This is a genomic window from Desulforamulus reducens MI-1 (genome assembly GCF_000016165.1).
GTDB classification, from domain to species: Bacteria; Bacillota; Desulfotomaculia; order Desulfotomaculales; family Desulfotomaculaceae; genus Desulfotomaculum; species Desulfotomaculum reducens.
On the sequence record NC_009253.1, the window covers coordinates 1,683,802 to 1,702,112 of the forward strand.

12 protein-coding genes and 1 pseudogene are annotated in these 18,311 nt (G+C 40.4%); 12 read left to right on the plus strand and 1 reads right to left on the minus strand.

Annotation, left to right across the window (positions count from 1 at the left end; all coding sequences use genetic code 11):
• The first annotated feature begins 271 nt into the window (after positions 1 to 271).
• Both DRED_RS08355 and DRED_RS17915 read left to right on the plus strand, forming a co-directional pair.
• Positions 272 to 661, plus strand: a complete 390-nt coding sequence (locus DRED_RS08355; protein WP_011877895.1) for a type II toxin-antitoxin system HicB family antitoxin — start codon at positions 272 to 274, stop codon at positions 659 to 661.
• 606 nt (positions 662 to 1,267) lie between these two features.
• On the plus strand, positions 1,268 to 4,183 hold the full coding sequence (locus DRED_RS17915; protein ID WP_011877896.1) for a CHASE4 domain-containing protein: 2,916 nt from the start codon (positions 1,268 to 1,270) through the stop codon (positions 4,181 to 4,183).
• Between the two features lie 102 nt (positions 4,184 to 4,285).
• Here DRED_RS17915 and DRED_RS08365 read toward each other — a convergent pair.
• Positions 4,286 to 4,648 (minus strand): annotated as a pseudogene (locus tag DRED_RS08365) (substrate-binding domain-containing protein); the annotation flags it as partial.
• 40 nt (positions 4,649 to 4,688) lie between these two features.
• Between DRED_RS08365 and DRED_RS19045 the strand changes: the two are divergent.
• The 10 genes from DRED_RS19045 (at position 4,689) to DRED_RS08410 (ending at position 18,297) form a co-directional block, all read left to right on the plus strand.
• Positions 4,689 to 4,850 (plus strand): hypothetical protein, encoded by a 162-nt coding sequence (locus DRED_RS19045; protein WP_198006941.1) that lies wholly within the window; start codon positions 4,689 to 4,691, stop codon positions 4,848 to 4,850.
• Positions 4,851 to 5,020: 170 nt separating this feature from the next.
• Positions 5,021 to 6,280 (plus strand): GGDEF domain-containing response regulator, encoded by a 1,260-nt coding sequence (locus tag DRED_RS08370; RefSeq protein ID WP_011877898.1) that lies wholly within the window; start codon positions 5,021 to 5,023, stop codon positions 6,278 to 6,280.
• Between the two features lie 5 nt (positions 6,281 to 6,285).
• Entirely contained in the window at positions 6,286 to 6,651 is a 366-nt protein-coding gene (locus DRED_RS08375; protein WP_011877899.1) for a response regulator transcription factor, read from the plus strand.
• Positions 6,652 to 6,664: 13 nt separating this feature from the next.
• Positions 6,665 to 9,730 (plus strand): ATP-binding protein, encoded by a 3,066-nt coding sequence (locus DRED_RS17920; RefSeq protein WP_011877900.1) that lies wholly within the window; start codon positions 6,665 to 6,667, stop codon positions 9,728 to 9,730.
• Positions 9,731 to 10,042: 312 nt separating this feature from the next.
• Positions 10,043 to 11,635 (plus strand): methyl-accepting chemotaxis protein, encoded by a 1,593-nt coding sequence (locus DRED_RS08385; RefSeq protein ID WP_011877901.1) that lies wholly within the window; start codon positions 10,043 to 10,045, stop codon positions 11,633 to 11,635.
• 272 nt (positions 11,636 to 11,907) lie between these two features.
• Positions 11,908 to 12,450 carry a helix-turn-helix domain-containing protein gene (locus DRED_RS08390; protein ID WP_011877902.1) on the plus strand — a complete coding sequence of 181 codons (543 nt, stop codon included), beginning with the start codon at positions 11,908 to 11,910 and terminating at the stop codon, positions 12,448 to 12,450.
• 25 nt (positions 12,451 to 12,475) lie between these two features.
• Positions 12,476 to 14,518 carry a hydantoinase/oxoprolinase family protein gene (locus tag DRED_RS08395; protein ID WP_011877903.1) on the plus strand — a complete coding sequence of 681 codons (2,043 nt, stop codon included), beginning with the start codon at positions 12,476 to 12,478 and terminating at the stop codon, positions 14,516 to 14,518.
• Positions 14,519 to 16,273, plus strand: coding sequence for a hydantoinase B/oxoprolinase family protein (locus DRED_RS08400; RefSeq protein WP_011877904.1), 1,755 nt, complete (start codon positions 14,519 to 14,521; stop codon positions 16,271 to 16,273).
• 1 nt (position 16,274) lies between these two features.
• Positions 16,275 to 16,592: a cupin domain-containing protein gene (locus DRED_RS08405; protein ID WP_011877905.1), complete on the plus strand. Its 318-nt coding sequence runs from the start codon at positions 16,275 to 16,277 to the stop codon at positions 16,590 to 16,592.
• Between the two features lie 28 nt (positions 16,593 to 16,620).
• Positions 16,621 to 18,297: an ABC transporter substrate-binding protein gene (locus DRED_RS08410; RefSeq protein ID WP_420794774.1), complete on the plus strand. Its 1,677-nt coding sequence runs from the start codon at positions 16,621 to 16,623 to the stop codon at positions 18,295 to 18,297.
• The last annotated feature ends 14 nt before the right edge of the window (positions 18,298 to 18,311 follow it).

Sequence of the window (18,311 nt, forward strand, 5' to 3'; positions counted from 1 at the left end):
TATTACTACATCTATTTCAATACGTGTTAATACGTGTTGGAATAGATTTAAGAGGTGAGGTAAATGAAGCGACGAGATATAGACAAAAAACTAAAAGCCGCTGGTTGGGAAATAACACCTGGCAAAAGGCACGATATGGCTAAGCACCCTGAGAAGCCCGGAATAAAAATTCCCCTCCCGAGACCAAGGAAATAAACGAATACACGGCACAAGGCATACTAGAACAGGCTGGGCTGAAATAGCCCCACCACAAAAGAAAGGTGGTTTTAAAATGAAATACGTTTACCCTGCGGTATTTACTCCTCTTTCCTCTGGCGAATATAATGTTCGCATCCCTGACTTACCTGGATGTATTACCTGCAGAAAAGATTTAGCAGATGCTATTGAAATGGCCGAAGATGCCGCCGCAATGTGGTTATGCGATGCGGAAGATAATCAAGAATCAATTTCCGCCCCATCTGAAAAACTAAATGTAGCACATCCACAGTTTGTTAATTTTGTCATCGCTGATACCGATAAATACAGGCAAGAAAACGATAACCGAGCAGTAAAGAAAACGTTAACTATTCCAAACTGGCTAAACTCTAAAGCCGAAAAAGCCGGTGTTAACTTCTCCCAGACTCTTCAAGCCGCATTAAAGCAGCAACTCGGTATAGATTGATATCCACATAGCAGCCCTAAACGGCTGCTTTTTATTTTAGTAAAACTAAAACCGCCATTCGTTGGCGGCTAATATGATAATTTCTGACATAAATATAGGAGGGTCAAGGGGACTAAAATCCGGATGCTACAGGTAAGAGTATATTTTTGGGGTTTGTTTAGTTTTTTATAAAAACAGACAAAAAATATAACCGCCTACGTAAGAATAGCAGAAAAGGAACTAATGCTAATTCCGGTGGGTAGGAAAATCTCGTGGGTAAAGAAAAATGACAAACAAATAATAAAAATCCTTATCTACTTTAAAAACCGAAGTAGAAAATGGGCTTTTATTTTCTGAAGATAGAATAATTTGGCATTAATTTTTATGGTCGTTATTGGAAACAGATAAAAGGTATTTTTAGCCAAAAACCTTTGTTAACTTTATCAGGCTATTTTATGGTAAACTAATTTAAAATACAAGAATGATAAGGTTTGGGCGGTGCTCTTTCATATCTTCCAATTGCTTTGAAGCTGCGAATAACAAGATAAATTGAAACCGTTCTGATGGTTGTGTTATTGATGTGAATTGCTAAATGATTCAAAAGGCAACCCATTGGAGGGCAAAAATTTGACACTAAGTAAAAAGACAAAACTTATTATCTATATGACATTTATAATCTTTATCATCGTAATATTTGGCACTTCAGAATTTATTGTGCGTAAAAATCTCAGTGAACTGGAAGAAAAAGTAGTTAATCAGAATATTGAACGGGTTCGAAATGTTTTATCAGAAGATATTTCTAGTTTAAACAAATTAGCTATGGACTGGGCTTCCTGGGATGATACCTACTCCTTTATACAGGATGCCAATAAAGCATATATTCAGTCAAATCTTGACGATACAACCTTTATTGATCAAAGGCTTAACATTGTACTTTTTATTAACTCTTCAGGTCGTATCGTTTACGGTAAGGGATTTGATTTAGAAGATGATAAGGAAGTATCTGTTCCAAACAGTATCAAGCAGTATGTAAGTGCCAATAGTCTTCTTACGCGCCACTCTACTATTGAGAATGGTATATCAGGAGTTATACTTTTACCCGAAGGCCCCATGCTTATTTCCTCGCGTCCAATTTTAACTACTAAAAATAAAGGTCCCATCCGAGGCATGTTGCTTATGGGACGCTACCTAGATACAAAACAAATTAAACATTTATCTCAAATAGTTGATCTGTCACTTACAATACGAGACATAAAACCTACGGAGATGCCACCTGATTTTCAAGAGGTACTTCCTTTGTTAAAAGAAAACCCTGTTTTTGTTAGCCCGCTAAACTCAGACTTTATTGCTGGTTACACTCTGCTGAATGATGTCTTTGGTAAACCAAGTCTTATGTTAAAAGTAAGCATGCCAAGGGAAAACTATCGGACAGGCCAGGAAGCTATGTTTTATGTGTTGATATTACTTGTGGTTACTGGTTTTCTAGTTAGCAGGTTCATTCAGCATGTTTTAGACAAGGTAATCCTCTCCCGACTCACTAAGCTCAGTGTCAGTGTTGATAGTATCGGGGAAAATGGCAATCTTTCTGGCAGGGTACCTATGATGAAGGGTCAGGATGAATTTTCTAATCTAGCCGATAACATTAATGGGATGTTGGCAGCATTGGAGCAATCCCACAAGAGTGCAAAGCGTTATCGTAAGCTGGTGAATAAAATGTCTACTGCTCACCAGCAACTTCAGAATATTATAGAATTTTTGCCTGACGCAACCTTTGTTATCGATAATGACAAAAAAGTAATAGCTTGGAATTTGGCTATAGAAAAGATAACAGGAATAAACAAGAAGGATATTATCGGGAAAGGTGATTATGCCTATTCAGTACCTCTTTATGGCAAGCAGATACCAATGCTGATTGATCTTATTGGTTCCGAGGACAGGGAAGCAGAAGGAAAATACGAATACGTAAAAAGAAAAGGAAATACCATGTTTGCTGAAGTCTTTGCTCCATCTTTCTTTGGGGGTAAAGGAGCCTTTCTTTGGGGGACTGCTTCACCACTTTACGACACTAAAGGGAATTTGGTTGGTGCTATAGAATCAATCCGAGATATTACTGAACGCAAGAAGATAGAAAAGGAATTAAATTTACAAAAGGCCTATTTTGAGCAGCTTTTTAAGAATTCACCGGCAGGGATTGTTATGCTGGACAACTCGGATAGGATTGTGAAGATCAATAGAGGATTTGAAAAACTTTTTCAGTATTCAATAAGTGAAGTAAAGGGTTGTTATATAAATCAAGTTATTATTCCAGAAAAACTCCTTGAAGAAGCATCCATTTTATCTAATGTTGTACTGACAGGGGAAATTTGTCAAAAAGAGACAATTAGAAAGCGCAAAGATGGTAGCCTGGTAGATGTTCATATACTTGGCTACCCTATTCTAGTTAATAATCAACAAGTTGGAATATATATTATATATACTGATATAACTGAGCGTAAGCAAGATGAAAAACGATTAAAACATATAAGTTTGCATGATGCTCTCACTGGGCTGTATAACCGTGCTTATTTTGAACAAGAAATGACTCGCCTGGAGAAGGGGCGTAATAATTCGGTGGGGATCATTATGTGTGATGTGGATGGCCTTAAACTCGTAAACGATACCCTTGGTCACAATCGTGGTGATGAGTTGCTGTTGGCAGCAACGGATGTAATTCGTGGATCTTTCCGCCAAAGCGATATGGTGGCTAGGATTGGGGGCGATGAATTTGCCATACTTCTCACAAACAGCGACAGTACGGAAGTAGAAAGAGCTGCCCAGAGAATTAAAGATGCCATCGCAAAGTACAACAAGGGAAACCCGAAATTGCCCCTGAATATATCCATAGGCTTTGCTGTCAGCAATGATTTATCTTTACGAATGTGGGACCTTTTCAGGGAAGCAGATAACAACATGTACCGGGAAAAACTTTATCACAGCCAAAGTGCCAGAAGCACCATTGTACAGACTCTGATGAAGGCTTTAGAAGCAAGGGATTTTATTACCGAGGGTCATGCTGATCGCTTACAAGACCTAGTGGTAAGAGTAGCTAGGGCCATAGGGCTGTCCGAGAACAAAGTAACTGACTTGCGTTTGCTTGCCAAGTTCCATGATATTGGCAAGGTGGGCATACCAGACCGTATTTTATTTAGCGAGGGCCCCCTAACCCCGGAGGAATTTATTGAAATGCAGCGTCATTGTGAGATAGGCTACCGTATTGCCCAGTCTGCTCCTGACCTTATCCCGATTGCTGACTGGATTCTCAAACACCATGAGTGGTGGAATGGAAAGGGTTACCCCTTTGGCCTTAAGGAAAAAGAGATTCCCCTGGAGTGCCGTATTTTAACCATTGCCGATGCATATGATGCCATGACCAGTGAACGTCCTTACCGGAAGGCTATGTCCCATGAGGAAGCGGTGGTTGAACTCAGAAAATTCGCTGGTGTTCAGTTTGACCCTCAACTGGTAGGTAAGTTTATAGAGGTATTTAATACCAAAAAGACATAGTGTTAGCTTAATTTAAAACAGCACCAATGGCACTAACAGTAATGTTAGTGCCAAAGCATTTATACCGGAAGTTTATGGCTAAACGAATATTATCGGTTTTTTTTAAACCTCGGCAACAATATTACCTGTTTCCGATATGTCGTAATTACCTAATCCGCCAAGTTCCTTTTTGAATTCCTGGGATTGTATGATTTCAATAGCTGCCTGTATATAAGGTTTGTTGAGATCTTCCTTCCTTATTACAAGTTCGTATCGTTCCCTTTGCAAAGGGATAAAATCAACTTCCCTGACCTGCATGGATACCTTCTCATTTCCCATACCAACATCTGCATCTCCCCGGGCAACGGTACTGGCAATGGCGAGATGAGATAGTTCTTCCACCTCATAACCCTTGATTAAACGTCTATCTATGCCTAACAGGCGAAGTTTTTCATCAAGCAGAACCCTGGTACCGCTACCCAGTTCGTTAGGTGATTTTGTTGGAAGTTTAGAAGGTGTATTAAAGTTGCCGCTTGAAAACGATTTCCATAGGGCGATTTATATTGCGACCCTTAATGCCATTGCCTGCTTTACCGGTAAAGTCAGTAACACCATTCACTGTCGTAATGAAGGTTCGGAAAAATGTCGGGAAAAAGTAATAGAATATTTTAAAGTTATCATTTATTAAAAGGCTTCCAGTGCTTAGGCTGGAAGTCTTTATATTTATTCCCTGAAGAACTTGGTTTACGTTACTTAAAAAAGTCTCAGAGTTATAAAGATAAGCCAGGAAAATGTGCCTATTCTGTAGAAGTAGGACCTATGTACTAGAAAAATAACCCAATTATTATGGAGGTCTCTATGGTTCAGCCATTTCTGACACAAAAAACTTTAAATAAAATTAAAGGTCTTTTTATTAAAGAGACCATTCGAAAGGCAGCCGTCGTTAGGGCAGCGATTTTAAATTATGCCAAGGAACAAGAACTTAAAAGTGTCCTGGAGGAAGAAATTTACGTCGTTTTTCATTCGTTAAAAGGAACCGGCAAATCCGTTGGTTTCCCTGAAATAACCAATATTGCAGCCAATGCCTTGGAAACAATCCAAAAAACCATGGAAGGTGAGATTAGCCTACGACTCTTCAAGGCAAGAATAGAAGCATATCTTTGTGAAATCGAAGAAATATTGCCCCGGGATGCTACTGATGTGAATGATGAAGAAGTGGTTTTAAAGAAAAGTCAGGGCACTGTGCTGGTTGTTGATGATGATGCTACCCTTGTCCAAGCGGTTAAGGAAAGACTAACCTTGGATGGGTTCGAGGTGTTGGAGGCTACTTCTGCAAGGGAAGCAGTGTCAATTTTAAAGCGTAAGCAAGTGATTGACCTCATGATTATTGATATTGTTATGCCTGAGGGCAATGGCTTTGAACTTTGTGCAAAAATAAGAAAAGAAAAGGTATACGAAGATACGCCCATTATTTTTATGACAGCCGAAACGTCACTGGACAAAAAATTGGAAGGCTTTAAGATTGGTGCAGATGATTATGTTGTCAAACCAATTTCATTGGATGAGATTGCTGCAAAGGTTCAAGCCATTGTTAATAGAACCAGAAGATATAAAATGAAGTTGCAATATGATGAACTGACGGAGGCCTATAACAGATCCTTCCTGCAAGAAAAGGTACAGGAAGAAATGGCCCGAAGTAAGAGAACTGGCAAATGTTTTGGCTTTTGTATGATTGATATTGATCATTTTAAAAAAGTAAACGATACCTATGGACATCTAGTAGGTGATGAGATCCTCAGAGCATTTGTTAAGTTCTTGAAATTACGTATTAGGCTGTCTGATGCTGTAATTCGCTATGGGGGAGAGGAATTTGTATTGGTTTTATCTCAGATAGCCTTTGATGAAGCGAATCGGATTGTGAATCGTCTAAGAGAAGATTTTTCAAAGCAAAAATTTGAAGTCAATGGCGAAAGTTTTTCCGTATCCTTCAGTGCGGGGGTGGCCGTATACCCTGATGATAGTCAATCACTAACTGATTTAATCGCAGCCGCCGATAGAGCCCTTTATCATGCCAAACAATCTGGCAGAAATAAAATCTGTTGTTGTGAAAGGAACTGAGTAAAGTGAAAAAAGTATTAATTGTAGATGATGAGGACTCTCTAAGAATGCTCATCTCGGCAACTTTGGAAGATGAGGAATGGGAGATTTTTGAAGCGGAAGATGGTATTTCGGGATTGGAAAAGGCCCAGGAGATAATACCGGATCTCCTTATCCTTGACATGATGATGCCGGGCATCACAGGTCTGGAGGTGTGCCAAAGATTAAAAAGCAATCCGGCTACTGCAGGTATCAAGGTCCTTTTGCTAACCGCCAAGGGGCAACAAAGGGATCAGGAAGCAGCTTGGGAGGCCGGTGTGGATTACTTTTTTGCCAAGCCCTTTAGTCCCAGCAAACTTTTATTATTAGTGAGCGAAATCTTATCGAAATAATGGAGAAAAAAGCATGAATATGGGTAAAAAATTGTTTGCCAGTTATATGGTGTTTGTTCTGATCATTGGTATTATTGTTTCTACGGATTACTACGATTCTAAAATGACAAAAAAGCATACGGTTGAAATAGCTGAACTGAAGCCATTAAATGATGTTATTCAAAATTTATCTTACGATTTTTTGATGCAAAGGAATTCAATTAACCAATATATTGTTAGCAAAGATTTGGCTGCTCTAGATACCTATCGGGAATATCATTTAAAAGCGGAGAAGGATATTACCCACTTAAAGGACTTTACTAATAAATTCCCAGAGATATCTACTGAAATAGAAGCAGCCATTATGGAGTCCCGGCAACAAAACAAAGCACTCAATGAAATCGTTAATCAGGCTGTTTTTGAAGGAGTTCAAGATTCAAAGATTCTTTTTTCGAACTCTCGACATCAAGACGATGAATTTTTGTTTGCATTAAATAATTTACAAAACAAAACACAAAACATTATTCGAAATTCATTAAACAAAATGGTGCAGCAGTCCGAGGATTTACATCAATTTAATTATTTATTATTAATCCTTTCTCTTCCTTTGGGGGTCATCCTGGGCTATGTTCTTTCAAAACGCTATACCAATCCCATTAGAAAGCTGATTAAGGCCACAGCTAAGGATGAAAATGGAAATTACAAGACAATTCACGGGGTTTTGCCCAAGGATGAAGTAGGAATACTGGCCACTGCATTTAATGATATGGTTATTACAATTAACAATGAGCATAGTCTGCTAAAGGAACAGAATTTAAAACTTCTTTCACAACAGGAAGAAATGTCCGCCCAAAACGAGGAAATCAGGGCCCAGCAGGAGGAATTATCAGCTATCCTGGATCAGGTTAATGCTGAGCAGGATAAACTACTTCAACTGCATGAGTTTAACACCCTGCTAAACGAATCCATTGAATTAACTGTTCTTTCGGATACCATACTCCGATACTGTCTGAAGGCCTTTAAGGCAGATGCAGGGGCCCTACTGGTAAAGGACCCTGATGAAGAAGCCATCTATATTGCTGCATCCGCTGGCTTAGATGCCTCTGTGGGTGAGACAATTCCTATGGATAACCTACGGGGCTTAGTAAAGCGATGCTACCTGGAGCAGCAAAGTATCATTGTAAGCTATCCGGCAACAGAAGTTTCTGCAGGCATCAGGCTTGCAGAAACGCAAAGATCCGCTCATGAAGTATATGTCCCCTTTACCTTTAATAGTCAGAAGCTAGGGTTTATAATTCTTAGTAAACTGTCTGGCAATAGATTTCATGATAATGAAGTTACTTTGTTAGAAGCACAAATGAGCCAAGGTGCTATGGCTATCAACAATGCCTTAGTGTATAAGCGGATTGAAAAGATGTATGAAGATATACTGGAGCAAGCAGCTTTGGTAGAACAATTAAACGCCCAGTTGGAAACAGAAAAGGATAACCTAAGTCGAGCAAGGGAAATTACTCGGTCTGTAGTTGAATCTATCAATGAAGCTATTGTTATGGTTAATATAGATGATGAGGTAGTTGCCGTCAATAAGCGCTGGCAAGAGTTATTTGAGTATGAGGGGGATCTCAGGGGTAGTTCCTCCGAGGTACTTTTCAGAACAAGCATTGACTGCTTGGAAAATTCCGCAGAGGCCTACAATAAGTTGACAGAGATTATGGCCCACCCCATGAATCAAGGCGAATTTAATGCAGTTCAAGAAAATCGGGTATTACGTGTTTGGACTGGTCCAGTTTTAGACCGGGCAGAGAATCTGATTGGACGGTTATATGTCTTTCGTGATATCACCATAGAAGCTGAAGTGGATAGGATGAAGTCTGAATTTGTTAGCACAGTAAGCCATGAATTAAGAACACCACTCTCAAGTATTTTAGGTTTTTCTGAACTTCTGCTGATTAAAAAGCTTAGTGAGGAAGCACGCACGAAGTATACCAAGACCATTCATAAAGAAGCAAAGAGGTTAACTGACTTGGTCAATGATTTCTTAGACTTGCAAAGAATGGAATTAGGAAAACAGGTGTACGACAAAGAAGACTTTATTGCCCTAGATTTACTTGCCGAAGTTGTAGAGTCCTTTGCTGCTTCTGGTGTTGATCACGACATAACCCTTCAAACTGTCGAAAGGTTTTTCATAAACGCTGATAAAGAGCGGGTTACCCAGGTACTGATCAATCTATTGTCAAATGCTGTGAAGTTTTCGCCCAAGGGCACTAAAATAACCCTGGGAGTTACTCCTGATGAGGAATATGCCAAATTTTTTATAAAAGATCAAGGGCTAGGGATACCAAAGGATGTTCAAGATAATCTTTTTTCAAAGTTCTACCGGGTAGATAATTCAGACAGAAGAAAAATTGGCGGTACAGGGCTGGGCCTTTCTATTTGCAAAGAAATTGTAGAGGCTCACGGAGGGAAAATATGGGTGGAATCCGAGCATGGACATGGGAGCGTTTTCTATTTTACTGTTAAGCTTTCCGAAAAATCTATAACTGGCGATGCAGAAATAAACTCAGCCCCCAGACTTCAAAAAGATAAATCTATCAAGAGAGTTCTGCTTGTGGAGGATGACCGCAGTCTAGCCTTATTGTTTAAAGAACATCTGGCTGATTGTGGCTATCGGGTTGAGGTTAGAGCAACCGGAGAAGAGGCTTTGAAGACTATTAAACATTCCAAGCCGGATGTCATTATTCTTGATATTTTACTGGCTGGTGAAATGAATGGCTGGACCATTCTACAGACCCTTAAACAGGATAAGAGCACAGAAAACATACCCATTATAGTTTCTAGTTGTCTGCCGGAAAAGGAACAGGCTTTGGCATTGGGTGCAAACGAATACCTCATTAAACCCTTCGAACCTCAGTTGTTGATCCGGATTGTCAAGGATTTGCTTTCCCGGGAGAAAGACAGCCAAACCTTTATGATAGTCCCCAAAAACCAAAAGGTAAGTCAATTATTAGTGATGAGGCTAAAAGAAAAAGGCTTCTTTGTAAAGGATATCATTGATGAAAAAGAGGCAATTTTAGTTAGTATGGATAAACCGATTGATTAAGATAGAATACGTCCCAAAGCCTGTATTAGGGTTTTAGGACGTATTTTTAGATGAAAAAATAATCTTTTTTGTTACATTAAATTTTGAGTTAGGGCAGGGAAAAACATGTAAATGTATAAAGATATGTATATTGAACTTAAATAATAAAACTGAGCCATATTGATATAATTATGTATATTTTATTAACAATTGGCTGTAAGATTGCTTATTTAGCATGGTAAATATTTAACTTAAAGAGGGCATTAATATTGGGCTGGGATTCCAAAACAAATGCTTTATAATTTCTAAAAAATTATTATTGAGGTGATTGATATGAGATTAAACATTAAACATAAGCTTTTAGGCAGTTTTGGGGTTGTATTATTAATAACGTTGCTAACCTGTCTGTATATGGTGTCCAGCATGAAAGGTATCAATAATAACTACAATAAGCTTATTAATGAAAAAGCTCATCTCCGTTATTTAGCAACATCGACTATAGCTGAGTCGTATAAAGCGGCCAACAGTTTGAGGGCTTATATTATCGATGGTGATCCCAATAACCTCGAAAAATTTCAACAGTTTATTAAGAACATAGATGATTATTTCAAGAAAATGGAACCACTGGTAACAACCGAAGAAGGTAAAAAGTTATATAATGACTTTGTGAATAAGTTTAAAGTATATAAGGAACGTACAGGTCAATTAATTTCCCTAGTAAAAGAACGTGAAGCAAGCCAGGGGTCTGATAGGTTAGTGGCCGAAAAAAATATATTGGATTTTTTCCATACCAACAGTGGTGAAATTAGTGGCTTTGGTACCGCCGGTGAAAGCTTTGCCAGGTATATTTCTAAGCTATTGGAGGATTACAGTAATCAAAATACAAATGATGTTAACAGGGTTATTTTTCTTTCTACCATATCAGTAATTATTACAATTATTCTTGGATTAATTATTGCTTATGTGGTCAGTCAAATAATTACAAAGCCTATACGTTTGGTTAATACTGAAGCGGCTAAGATTGCCACCGGTGATCTTAGCGGTAATGAGATTAAGGTGAGATCCCAGGATGAGATGGGCCAATTGGCCGAGTCCTTTAATGTAATGCATAGAAATCTAAAGGATATTGTTCAACAACTGCAGGAAAAATCAAATAATGTTGCCTCAGTGGCAGAAGAACTTTCTGCTGGAGCAGAGAATGTTTCTGCTGGAGCAAATGAAACTGCTGCTACCATCACTCAGGTGGCTGATACGGTAGAACAAGTAGCCACAAACACGCAGAATGTGGCGGATGTTTCGGATCAGGCCACCAGATATGCTAAGGATGGTGAAGTGGCTATTCATAATGTAAGGTCGAAAATGGATTCCATTCAAAGGGTAACCGAGGCCAATGGGGAGGTAATTCAAGATTTAAGTCAATCTGTGGTTCAAATCAGCAAAATTGTTGATTTGATTACCCAAATTGCAGATCAAACCAATCTGTTGGCGCTGAATGCAGCAATCGAAGCGGCTAGAGCTGGGGAACAGGGCCGTGGCTTTGCGGTAGTGGCAGAGGAGGTAAGAAAGTTAGCCGAACAGTCAAGCAATGCCACTAAAGAGATATATAACCTTATTACAACTATTCAACAAGAATCCGAACAAGCGGTTGAAAGCATGCAAAGGGCGAAGGATCAAGTAGGTGAAGGAGTTGAAGTTGTACATAGCGTAGGGGAGGCAATTGATAAAATAATTAAGTCAGTACAAGAGATAGACCAGGATATACAGTCAATGGCTGCAGCGGCAGAAGAAATAAGTGCTTCTATGCAAAATGTTGCTGCGGCAACCGAGGAAGAAACTGCAACCATGGAAGAAGTCTCTGCTAATTCTCAAGGTTTAGCCAGGATAGCTGAGGAACTGGATGGTATTGTTAGGGGGTTTAAATTATAATAAAGTTGATTTTATTAGAGTTGCATGATCAAAACTATTTTATAAAGAGGTCGCCGTAAAGGTGATCTCTTTATTTATTTTGCCTGTACTACCAACAAGTTGCTATTGTTTATAAAATTTACCAAATTTTATCTCGAAAGTAAGCAACACATCGTAAATATATGCAAATATTTAGAAAACTATGTATGATTATACAGGAATTTTTACTAGAATATAGAAAAACGTAAATATAACTTGAAATTCTTGTCAGAGTATAGGGGTCGAGAAAAATTATGGAAGAAATATTTGAAAAAGTACGAACTTTGAGAAATCAAAAAAATATGACATTAAAAGACCTCAGTGAGAAAACTGGCTTGTCTGTAAGCTTTTTGTCACAGGTGGAGAGGGGGACGTCTTCACTGGCCATTACTTCCTTAAAAAAGATCGCTGATGCATTAAATGTTCACATTGCGTCGTTTTTTGCTAATTATTCAAACACGAACTTTACTACAAGGGCGGACGAACAGAAATCTTTTAAAATTGAAGGTTCAAGTACAGAGTACATAAGACTGAGTGGGGAATTCCATGGCCGAAACCTGGAACCATTGTTAGTCACCTTTGCACCTGGTCAGGTTCAGCCCAACACCTTTTGTCACCCTGGAGAAGAATTTTACTATGTCTTAGAGGGAGCGGTTATTTTCAATGTGGATGGCAAAGAAATCCTGGTAAAGGAAGGGGATACTATTCATTTTCCTTCAACCTTACCTCACTTTTGGATTAACCCCCTGCAACAAAAGACAAAGGTTCTATGTGTGTTAACACCGGTGATCTTCTAAAAAAACAATAAGGAAGGTGGTTTTTATGCGTGTAGCAACGGATATTGGGGGCACTTTCACAGACTTGGTGGCAGTGGACAAAGAGGGACATATTCTTGTTACCAAAAGTCATACAACCCCGCCCCACTTTGAAAAAGGTGTCATTGATGTTATTAAAAAAAGTAAGATCAATGCTGAAGAAATTGAGGCATTTATACATGGCACAACCGTCATTATTAATGCCCTGACCGAACGCAAGGGTGTCAAAACTGGTCTTATAACCACCCAGGGTTTTCGGGATGTTTTGGAAATTGGCCGAGGTAATCGTCCAGACTTATTTAATATTAGATTTAAAAAACCAACACCCTTTGTGCCCCGCTACCTTCGTAGAGAAGTGGCAGAACGTTTAAATTATAAAGGTGAAGTCTTAATTCCCTTGAACAGAAAGCAAGTGGTGGAGGCTATTGAGTTTTTTAAAAGGGAAAGGGTTGAAGCCATTGCAGTAGCCTTTCTCCATTCCTATGCTAACCCGGCACATGAACAAGAAACGGTGACATTAATCAAAGAGCTATGGCCAGATATTGCTGTAACTGCATCAAACGAAGTGACTAAAGAATGGCGGGAGTATGAAAGGACCAGCACCTGTGTTTTAAACTCCTATGTAAAACCCATTGCAGCATCCTATGTTGATCGTTTAGAAGATGAACTGACTAAGATCGGAGCCAAGGGTAAAAAATACATTATGCAATCCAATGGCGGTACCACAACCTTTAGTCAGTCCAAGGTTACTCCCATTAACATGGTGGAATCAGGCCCAGTGGCCGGAGTCTTCGGCTCCAATATCCTGGGACAAATGCTGGGAGAAAAGAATATTATCGCCTTTGATATTGGTGGAACCACTGCCAAATGTTCACTAATTGATAATGGAGAAATAAAGGTCTCAACTGATTATAAAATCGAGAAGACAAACCTTACTGCAGGTTATCCCATTAAGATTCCCGTTGTTGATATTGTTGAGATTGGCAATGGCGGTGGCTCCATAGCCTGGATTGATGAGGCAGGCTCCCTAAAAGTAGGTCCCATTTCTGCAGGGGCTGTGCCCGGCCCTGTGGCCTATGGCAAAGGAGGCACAGAACCAACCACAACGGATGCTAATTTAATTACTGGACGTCTTTCTGCCAATAATTTTGATTACGAAGTTGATATCGACAAAGTTAAGGAAGCCATCCGTGAAAAGGTTGCCAAATATTTTAACATCTCTGTGGACGAAGGGGCTCTGGGGATTATTCGGATTGCCAATTCCAATATGTTGAATGCTCTAAAGCTGGTGTCCGTAAGAAAAGGCTATGATCCCCGGGAATTTACCCTGGTTGCCTTCGGGGGTGGAGGTTCCATGCATGCGCCGGCTTTGGCCAAGGAACTGGGCGTGAAGAAAGTGGTTGTGCCGGTGGCTGCCTCAGTTTTTTCGGCATGGGGTATGTTAATGACAGACCTGCGACACGACTATATTAAAACCTATATTCGTAGATTAAATGACATTAAATATGAAGAAATAAATCAAGAGTGGACGAGTTTAGAATCGGAAGCCGTGGCGCAATTTGTAGAAGATGGACTAGAACGGGGTAAGGTCATGTTTAGCCGCTTTGCAGATATGCGATATTTAGGTCAGGAGCATACGGTGAAGGTACCTGTGCCCAATGGTATATGGAATGAAGATTTAATTGGAGAGGTAATTGAGAGGTTCCACCAGATCCATGAGCATTACTTCACCTTTAAACTGGATGGGGCTCCCACAGAGATAGTAAACCTTCATTTAACTGGCTTTGGGGTTGTGCAAAAACCTGAAATCGGTAAAATTCAACAAAATGGAGCAGTGGAAAGTGCTGTTAAGGAGATCCGACCAGTACTCTATGAAGATACTGGGTGGATCGACACAAAGGTTTATGATCGTCAAAGGCTTGCCCCCGGAGTGTCCATTGAAGGACCTGCCATTGTGGAGGAAGCGTCTGCCTCTACTGTACTTTACTCTGGACAGGAACTGACTGTAGATGTTTATGGAAACCTAATCATTAGTACGGGGGTGAAATAATTGACTGAAAGGTTCGTTAATAACACCGATCCATTTACACTGGACATTGTAAAAGATTCACTGATAGCCATTGGTGATGAGATGTTTTATGCTTTGGCCCGAACCTCCATGAGTCCCATTATATATGAAGTCTTAGATTATGCCAGTGGACTAACGGATGCCCAAGGGCAACTTCTGACACAGGGGAACGGTGCCACTGGTTTTATTGGCATGTTAACCTTTATGGTAAAAGAAACTATCAATAAGTTTGGCAAAGAAGGCAGCCTAAAACCCGGCGACATTATCATTATTAATGATCCCTATGGGGGTGGGGGTTCCCACCTTTCTGATGTGGGTCTGGTAATGCCCATATTCTTCAGGGGGGAAGTTGTAGCTTTTTCTGCCAACAAAGCACACTGGACTGAAGTAGGAGGGAAGGACCCCGGATCATGGACAACGGATTCCACAGAAATATTTCAGGAAGGACTGCAGTTTCCTTGTATTAAGCTTTTTGAGGAAGGGAAGATCAATCAAGCTCTGGTGGACATGATTGCAGCCAATGTTCGTTTCCCAGATTTATCTCTGGGTGATATGTGGGCCCAGGTGGCAGCCCTACGAACCGGCGAAAGACGTTTTGTGGACCTCTGCAATAAATATGGTAAAGAAATTGTCTTAGCCTCCATTGAACATTTATTGGACCATGGCGAACAGCTTTCCCGGAAACAACTACAACAATTACCTAAGGGAAGCTATGAGGTAGTAGACTATATCGATGATGACGGCTTGGGTCACGGACCTCTTAAGGTTCGAGTAAAGGTAACCATTACAGACGAAGAATTTATATGTGATTTTCGAGGTAGTCATCCCCAGGTTTTGGGTCCGGTAAACTGTTCCTACACAGCCTTGGTTTCTGCGGTAAGAATCATTTTTATGGCTATAACAAACCCTTCCCAGGATGCCAATGATGGTATTTTCCGGCCCTTAAAAGTGATTGCAGACAAAGGATCAATCTTTTCAGCCGAAAGACCGGCGGCTGTTTCGACCTATTGGGAAACCATGATCTATGGTGCCGATCTTATTTGGAAAGCCCTGGCACCGGTTTTACCCCACAGACTAACGGCGGGTCACTTGCTTTCTGTTTGTGCCGTGGTGGTAGCCGGCATGCACCCGGATACCAATGAACCCTTTCTGGTTGTAGAGCCATCGGTTGGTGGCTGGGGTGCCGGCGAAGGAAAGGATGGAGAGGCTGGCCAGTTTTGTATTGGTGATGGTGAGACCTTTAACGTTCCCATTGAGGTGGCAGAAACCCGCTATGGCATCATGGTGGAGGAATATAGTTTTCGTGCCGACGGTGCCGGGGCGGGCCGATTCCGGGGTGGTTCCGGTGTTGTGCGCTCCTACCGGGCCTTAACCGACAATCAAACTGTCACAGGGACCTTTGGACGTCACAAGTTTCTTCCCTGGGGCTTTGATGGAGGCCAGGATGGTTCTGCTAATTACTTTGAATTTTTAAAGTCAAATGGTGAGAAGGAAGGGCCCTTTGGGAAGTATGCCAGGTATATTCTGAACAAAGGAGATATAGTTCGACTGGTTACAGCCACCGGTGGTGGCTACGGGCACCCTCTAAATAGATCAATAGATAAAGTAGTAGAGGACTTAAAAAATGAATTTATCACAGTGGGGCAGGCCCGGGATGATTATGGTGTTTGCATAAATCCTAAGACCTTTGAGTTTGAAGGTCTAACCGAAGAACGTCGGCAGAAAGAGAGGGCCTAAAATGCAGGTAATTGCCATAACGGATATAGTTGCTGATAAAAACCCCGCCATTGTAATGAAGACAATTTTTAGTGATAAAAACATTACCATGGGTACGGTGGTGATTCCGCCGGGTGCTAGAATACCTAAGCAAGGAATCGGTGTACACGAGGGTGATGAATATTCCCTAATCCTCAAAGGCTCCATTAAGACGATGAGTGGTGGAAAAGAATACCAGGTACAGGGTGGACAGGCTACTTTTATCCCTGCCGGTGAAGAACATTGGTGCTGTAATGATGATACTGAGGAATGCGAAATCGTTTGGTTTTTAACTAAATAGTAATGGTGGATTTTAGTTGAGAGGAGAAGTGAAATTGAAAAGTCTATGGAAAAAGGTTAAAACAATGCCATTCATTTTAATGGTAATTATGGTGTTAGTAACAGGCTGTGGTGGCGGTGAAGCAGATAAGGGAGGCTCAAAGGACTCTGCGTCGGCAGAAAAAATCATTAGAGTGAGCGAAGCCAATGTTCCCAAAATAGACCCCGGCGTTGGTTCTGATTACAGCAGTTCTGTTGCGCTTTGCAACCTATATGATACTTTGGTGTATCCAAATGACGATGGGACCCTTAAACCAATGTTAGCAACAAAGTGGGAAACAACCGACAATGGTCTCACCTGGATTTTTGATTTAAGGCAGGGTGTAAAATTTCATAATGGTGAGGAATTAACCGCAGAAGATGTTGTTTTCTCAATGGAAAGAATGTTGAAAATGGGTGAGGGTTATGGCTATTTGTATACGAATGTGATAGCTGAGGCTAAGGCGTTGGACACTTATAAGGTTCAGTTTAAGTTAAAGGAAACCTTTGGTCCATTCCTCTCTACTCTGGTTCGCTTGTATGTGCTCGACAAAAGTCAAGTTATGGCCAATATTAAAACCCCGGGGCCCTATGGAGAAATGGGAGACTATGGGAAGGATTGGCTGCTTAACCATGACGCAGGTAGCGGACCTTTTAAGGTGCAGGAATTAAAGATGCAAGAATATTTATCTGCTGAAAGGTTTGAACAATATTGGGGTGGCTGGGATAAAGATGCCCCAGAGGCCTTTAAGATCATTGGTACAAATTCTGCCCCCACGATTCGGACTCTAATGACTCGCAAGGAGCTGGAAATTTCAGACCAATGGCAGAGTGAAGAAGCATTAAAAGCATTGGATGAAATACCTGGAGTATCCGTAAACTCCGCCTTTATGGGAAGCATGATGAATATTATGCTTAACACTAAAAAAGCTCCAACGGATGATGTGCATTTTCGTAAAGCCCTGGCATACATCTTGGATTATCAAATCATAGAGAATAAAATATTCCCTGGCAGTAAGAAAGCACTAGGTCCGGTACCTTTTAATCTGCCTGGAGCAGCACAGGGGTTACCCCAATATAGTCGCAATTTAGAGAAGGCAAAACAAGAATTGGAAAAATCCAAATATGCAAATAATTTGGAAAAATATCCGGTAGAGCTTGCATGGATTGCTGAAGTACCGGATGAAGAAAAAATTGCTCTTCTTTTACAGGCCAATGCAGCAGAATTAGGAATTAAAATTAATATTGTTAAGACACCCTGGCTTTCTTTTACCGAGCAGGTAGCTTCCCCAGAAACCACGGCCAATGCAAGCATAATTTTTGTAAGTCCGCATTATAACGACGCGGGTTCTGTTATAGAAACGCGGTATCATTCAAACTCTGCTGGTACTTGGGAACAGTGTGAATGGTTGAAGGATACAAATCTTGATATTGCCATTAAGCAAGCTATCGGAACTGTGGAGGACTCTCTTCGTGCTTCTAAATACAAAGCGATTCAAGAATCCATTGTTGACCTGTGCCCAACCCTTTGGGTTTTTGACCAAGCAGAAAAACGAGCTTATCAAAGTGATTATATTCTATGGCCCGCTGCAGAAGCTGGCAAAGCAGGTAAACCTGTGAATACGGTAATGGGCTATGCTTTCTATTTTCATGATTTTAAAGTTTATCCAGAAAAAGTTACAAAATAGAACCTGTGAATAAT